Raw genomic sequence first — 5,803 nt, forward strand, 5'->3', positions numbered from 1 at the left:
ACGTATTTCTTTTTTGTGAACATTTGATAATTTAAGTAATCAAAGACCGAAGTCTTTGGCACCTTCATCAAACGCCCACACTTATCGACTGTTAATTTTTAAAGAACTTTATTCGGTGCATCTTGCTGTTGGTAGCGAATCGTTTTGTTCGCTGCAGCAGAGAAGAGAGATTATGCTGTGTTTCAGAAATCTCGTCAACTCTTTCTTTTCGCTTCGTCTCAGATTTCTCTGTAGACCTTGCTCCCGTAACCACTTGATTACGTTAACTTTTTCGGTCAGCGCCGAAGCGGAGGCGAACTATAACAAACCTCGCCAGGGTTCCGCAAGCCCTCCTACAAAAGATTCTTCACACCGTACGTTTTCGTCACGCGGCTACGTCCCCAGCAGAATTCTGGCGCCCAAGGTATATTCCCCGGTTAAATAATATAAGACCAACTTTCACACTCTGCTCGCAATACTTTGGGGAAATAATGAAGCATCCTGTCCTGCGCCGTACCACGATTGCCGCCCTTTGCGCCTGCTGGCCACTTGCCGCCATTGCCGATGACATCCGCAATCCGATGAACGTGGTGGTCATCAGTGGCACCCGCGCTGAACATACCAGTTTCGACCTGCCGGCCGCGATCGATGTCGTCGATGCGGCGCAGATCGGCGCCGCGCAGTTGCGTGTGAATGCCTCCGAAGCGCTGGCCGCGGTGCCTGGCGTCGTCGTGCGCAATCGCGAGAACTACGCACAAGACCTGCAAATCTCGTCACGTGGCTTCGGCACGCGTTCGGCATTCGGTGTGCGCGGCGTGCGTCTCGTTGCCGATGGCATCCCGGCCACCATGCCCGACGGCCAGGGTCAGGCCGCGACCTTCAACCTCGATGTCGCCGAGCGCATCGAAGTGCTGCGCGGCCCCTTCTCTGCGTTGTATGGCAATCACTCGGGCGGCGTGGTCCAGCTGTTCACGCGCGAACCGACCGACAGGCCAACCGTTGAAGCCAGCTTCACCGGCGGCAGCTACGGCCAGCGCAAGCTCGACACGAATGCGTCGGGCCGCAGCGGCGGTATCGGCTACCTGATCGATGCGTCGCGCTTCGAAACCGATGGCTACCGCGATCACAGTGCAGCCACACGCGACCAGGCGTATGCCAAGCTGGTGGTCGAGCCAACGTCGACCAGCCGCCTGGTGATCACGGCCAGCGGGCTGCGCCAGGACGATACGCAGGATCCGCTCGGCGTGACATGGGATACCTTCCGCCGCGATCCACGTGCGGGCGAGATCGACACCACCGATACGCAATCGCCGCAGCGCACGCTGGCCGATCGCTACGACACGCGCAAGAGCATCAACCACAAGCAGTTTGGCGCGACGTTCGAGCAGCGCTTCGGCCAGGACCGCCTGCATGTCACGGCTTACGGCGGCAACCGCCGCGTGATCCAGTACCAGTCGTTCTCGCGCGGCTTTCAGGCACCGGCGACGCACTCGGGCGGCGTCATCGATTTCGACCGCGACTTCTATGGCATCGACGCCAACTGGCGTGCGGTACGCACCGTCGCCGGTGGCACGCTGCGTACTACGGCCGGCCTCGAAATGGCGCAATCCAAGGATGCGCGCCAGGGTTTCGAGAACTTCATCGGCACGACCTTTGGCGTGAAAGGCAATCTGCGGCGCGATGAACAGAACGACGTGACGAGCGTCGACCCGTACGTGCAAGTCGAATGGGAACGCGACCAGTGGGTGCTCACCGGCGGCCTGCGTCACAGCCGCGTGGACTTCGACGTCGATGACCGGTATCTCTCCAATGGCAACGACAGCGGCGGCACCGACTTCCGTCATACGACGCCGCTGGTCGGTGTGCTGTACAAGATTTCGCCAACGCTGAACGTGTATGCCAGCGCCGCGCGCGGCTTCGAGACGCCAACGATGAACGAGTCGTTCTATTCAGGCACGGGCGGCGGCTTCAACTTCGCACTCGAGCCGGCGATCGGCACGCATCTCGAAATCGGCGCCAAGGCGATGGTGGCCCGCGGCGTGCGCGTCAACGCCGCCGTGTTCCAGGTGAAGACCAAGGATGAACTGGTGGTCGATGCGTCGTCGGGCGGCCGCACCAGCTATCGCAACGCGAGCGCCACGCTGCGCCAGGGTGGCGAGCTGTCGGTCGACGCCGAACTGGGCGCCGGCTGGAATGCACGCATCGCCATGAGCATGCTGCATGCGATCTACGACGAAGGCTTCGGCGCCGTACCAAAGGGCAGCCGCCTGCCGGGCGTGCCCAAGTCGAGCTTCTACGGAGAATTGGGTTGGACGGAAGCGGCAGGCCGTTACGGCGTCGCGCTCGAGACGGTCGCCAACAGCCGGGTCTATGCGGAAGACACCAACACCGCGCAGACGGCGCCGGGCTACGCGGTCGTCAATGCCCGCGTGCAGGCGAGCCAGCAGTTTGGCGGCTGGCGCCTGCGCCAGTTCGCGCGCCTGAACAACCTGTTCGACCGCGACTATGTCGGCTCGGTGATCGTGGGCGATGCCAACCGCCGCTATTATGAAGCGGCGCCTGGCAGTAACTGGCTACTGGGCGTCAGCGCGCAGTATCAGTTTTAGACAGGTCCACCGGGGCCGGCGCCGGTGCCGCTGCCGCTGCTGGCGGCTCCTGCCCCGGCAGCGCGACACCCGGATACAGGCGCGCCAGCGTCGCCGTCACCGCCGGCACCAGAACAGCCTGTACCAGTTTGGTGGCGGCGCCCAGGTCCGGCGCGGCGCGCACGGATTGCCACAGGCGCGCGCTATCGACGCCGCGCGCGGCCAATGCGCTTTCAGCTTCTGCCTGCCAGAAGGGCGGCGCTTCGCTTTCGACATAATTGCCGCGTCCACGGCCGAAGTGCGCCACTGCCAGATAGCGCAGAATCGCGCCCACCAGCATCTGCTGCAGGAACGGGTCGGCGAACTTCACGTTTGCCTGGTTGCGATCGGTCCCCTGATTGAAGCCCCATGCGGCGCCGGCAGCCGTGATGCCGCCAGCGATCGCGCCCAATAAAGCGCCGGCGCCCATTGTCAGACCGCCCGCCATCAAATCAGCGGACAGACCGGTGGTTGCACCCGCCACCACCGCACCCAATAATCCAGCCTGCGCCTTGTCCACTGGCGCGTTGACCGCGAAGTTGTCGCGCACGCGCGCATTGACAGCGACAGCCTGCCCCGGATCGATGCGATACAGGGACAGCATGCGCGCCGTCGCGTGATTGATGCCGTCGTTCAGGCGCTGCACGAGCGCTGCCATCGCCAGCTCCTGACGGCGCGCTTCGTCCTTGCCGATGCCGACCGCTTTCAACGCGCTGCGCAGCATGCCCGGTCGTTGGTTCTCCAACGCCTCGGTGTCGCGCGCGGCAGCGGCAATCTGTTCGGCGTTCATCTGCAGGGCACTTGCATAGCGCTCGCGATTGCGCGCCGCCCAGGCAGACAGCAGGCGCGCATAGGCGGGCTGCTTCTCGGCTGCGATCAGGTGCGTGACCGATTCGTAGAACACGTGTTCATGCACCCAGCAGCGCGCGAAGGCGTCAAGCGGCAGCACTTCCTTGACCACCGAGTACTGGGCCAGATGCTGTTTCCAGCGCTGTGGCTCGGCCTGTTCTTCGCTGGCCGGACGCGGTGGCCCGATCTGGTTCAGCAGCACGACGACGGGTTTGCCAAGCCATTCGAGGATATTCATCTCGGACGGCAGGTAGCCCGCATCCTGTGGCGACTCGGACGAGTTGACCAGATACAGCACCACGTCGGCTTCTTCACGCGCGGCGCGCAGTGCCTGCTGGCTCAGGAAGAACGGACGGTCGCGATAGCGGTCGAAGACTTCGCGCAGGAACCAGCCGATTGGATTGCCGGCCATGGCCAGGCGTTTGTGCAGACGCACCGAATCGCCGAAACCGGGCGTGTCCCACAACACGAGCGAGTCGCCAGCGGGTGTGGACAGCAGCGGGTAGCCTTGCGAAATCTGGGTTACGTGTGCAGCATCGCGGATTTCGCCGACATCCATCCCAACGAGCGTACGCGCCAGCGTGGTCTTGCCGTTGTTCGTATGCGAGACGAGGGCGAACTGGATCTTGGCAGGCTGGATCATCGCAGCTCCGGCAGGGTCAGGCCCGCACCCAGTTCAAGCGGATACTTGTCCGGTTCGAGCAAATTGACGACATGGGCCGACGTGCCATGGAAGCTGCAGAACTGCCGCCACAGCGAGTGACGCTCGGCGGCGCGTTCGGCGCCGACCTGGTCGCCGATACGCTCGAGCAGCGCCGATTCATCCAGCAGCACGGCAACACCGCGCGGCACATGCTTGACCAGGTAGTCAAGCAGCGCGCCGTGATTTTCCTTTTCTGGCGTCGCAGCTAAGCTGAACAGGACGGTGGTGACGGTGATGCCGGCTTCGTTCAGCATCGTCTCGCGCAGCGCGTCCTTCGGTTCGATGCCATATGCGACCGCCGGCAGCAGTTGCACCCTCGCCTGCCCGCCCAGCGCCGCAGCAGCGATCGCCCACAGACCCCTGTCACGTGGCTCGTCAAGCGTGTAGGTGTACGGGATCACGCGCAGTACGGCCGGTGCGCTGGTGCCGATGCTGTCGGCCAGTTTGCGGTAGTACGGCTGATCGAGGTCGAGCGGGAAGTGACGCGACAAATGGCGCGCGCGCAGGCCGGCAACAATCGCAAGCAGCACGCGTGGAATGATCACCAGCAGCAGCAACGTCGCGCCATAGAGGTGCACCCAGCGTTCGCCAACCGGCAGGCCGGCGCTGCCGCCGAAGCGCAGTTGCTCGATCTCGGCCAGCGTGAAGCCTTGCAGGAACGGAAACACGGTCAGCGCCGGCGTGAAGAGCCACGACAGCAGCGTGTGGACTTGCTGGGCGTCGAGGAAGGTGCTTTCCCAACCAGTCACGTATTGGGTCAGCAGGCCACGTGCATACAGCGACGCGACGGCGCCGAGCGCGAAGCCGGCGGCCGCGAGATGCACCGTGCGGCTCAGGCGCGCACGGGTGAGCGGCTCACTGAGCACGGCCCAATCGGCCAGAAAGTGGGCAACGCCTTCGGCCAGTGCGGTAGGCAGCTTGCGCGGCGCGACGGCCTTGCCCACGCTCAGCCGGCGCAGCAGCGGCGCACCGCTCTTCTTCCGGCGCGCGGCAGGCACGACCGCCCATACCAGAAGACCCAGGTACACCAGCAGGTTCCAGGCAATGATGATCAGGAGCGGCGCGGACAGCAAGTCGACGCGGTGCGGATCGGCGATGCGATCGAGCGCGGCGCCAAGCACGAAGGCGATGAAAGGAAGCGCGAACCAGATCCCGCGCATGCCGGGGGCACGGCGCTGGAAAGCACCGAAAGCCGGCGTGCGTTCGCCCAGGCGCTTGAGGATTTGCTCGGCGCGCTGCTGCAGGAAATGCTGCTGGTTGACGGCCGTGTGACTATCAGCCGCCTGCCATGCGGCGAGCTCGCGTGCGCTGCGGGTGGCGTACTTGCGATCGTCGTCGCTCAGTACGGTATGGCCAACGTCGGCGTGCTCGATCGCGCGCGCCAGCACGACATTGCGTGCAACCTGTTCATTCATGCTGTTCCCGTGATTGAAATGACAATGCTGATGAATGCATTGTGCACCAGATTCACGGGCGTTGGCGGTGGGGTGGCGCACCGTGCTCGTCACATCGAGGAGTGAGCAAGACAAAGCGATCGCCCAAAGCGAAAAGCCCCACTCAGATCACTGAGTGGGGCTTTTCTATATAACTAGCCTGACGATAACCTACTTTCACACTGGTTGCAGCACTATCATCGGCGCAAAGTCGT

At 63.4% G+C, this 5,803-nt stretch carries 3 protein-coding genes; 1 reads left to right on the plus strand and 2 read right to left on the minus strand.

Features of this window, described 5'->3' with window-relative positions:
• Positions 1 to 470: 470 nt before the first annotated feature.
• Positions 471 to 2,585, plus strand: a complete 2,115-nt coding sequence (locus tag AC56LV_RS24435; protein ID WP_499561549.1) for a TonB-dependent receptor family protein — start codon at positions 471 to 473, stop codon at positions 2,583 to 2,585.
• On the opposite strand, the gene AC56LV_RS24440 is transcribed toward AC56LV_RS24435, so the two are convergent.
• Both AC56LV_RS24440 and AC56LV_RS24445 read right to left on the minus strand, forming a co-directional pair.
• Positions 2,563 to 4,095, minus strand: coding sequence for a DUF3482 domain-containing protein (locus tag AC56LV_RS24440; RefSeq protein ID WP_499561551.1), 1,533 nt, complete (start codon positions 4,093 to 4,095; stop codon positions 2,563 to 2,565). The genes AC56LV_RS24435 and AC56LV_RS24440 overlap by 23 nt on opposite strands.
• Positions 4,092 to 5,570 (minus strand): DUF2868 domain-containing protein, encoded by a 1,479-nt coding sequence (locus tag AC56LV_RS24445; protein WP_499561553.1) that lies wholly within the window; start codon positions 5,568 to 5,570, stop codon positions 4,092 to 4,094. Before AC56LV_RS24445 ends, AC56LV_RS24440 begins: the two co-directional genes overlap by 4 nt.
• Positions 5,571 to 5,803 lie beyond the last annotated feature (233 nt).

This window comes from Telluria sp. RB2R28 (assembly GCF_059685835.1).

Bases quoted from the DNA above. Each gene is read 5' to 3' on its own strand.
- AC56LV_RS24445 (WP_499561553.1), bottom strand. From the start codon at position 5,570: ATGAATGAACAGGTTGCACGCAATGTCGTGCTGGCGCGCGCGATCGAG.
- AC56LV_RS24440 (WP_499561551.1), bottom strand. From the start codon at position 4,095: ATGATCCAGCCTGCCAAGATCCAGTTCGCCCTCGTCTCGCATACGAAC.
- AC56LV_RS24435 (WP_499561549.1), top strand. From the start codon at position 471: ATGAAGCATCCTGTCCTGCGCCGTACCACGATTGCCGCCCTTTGCGCC.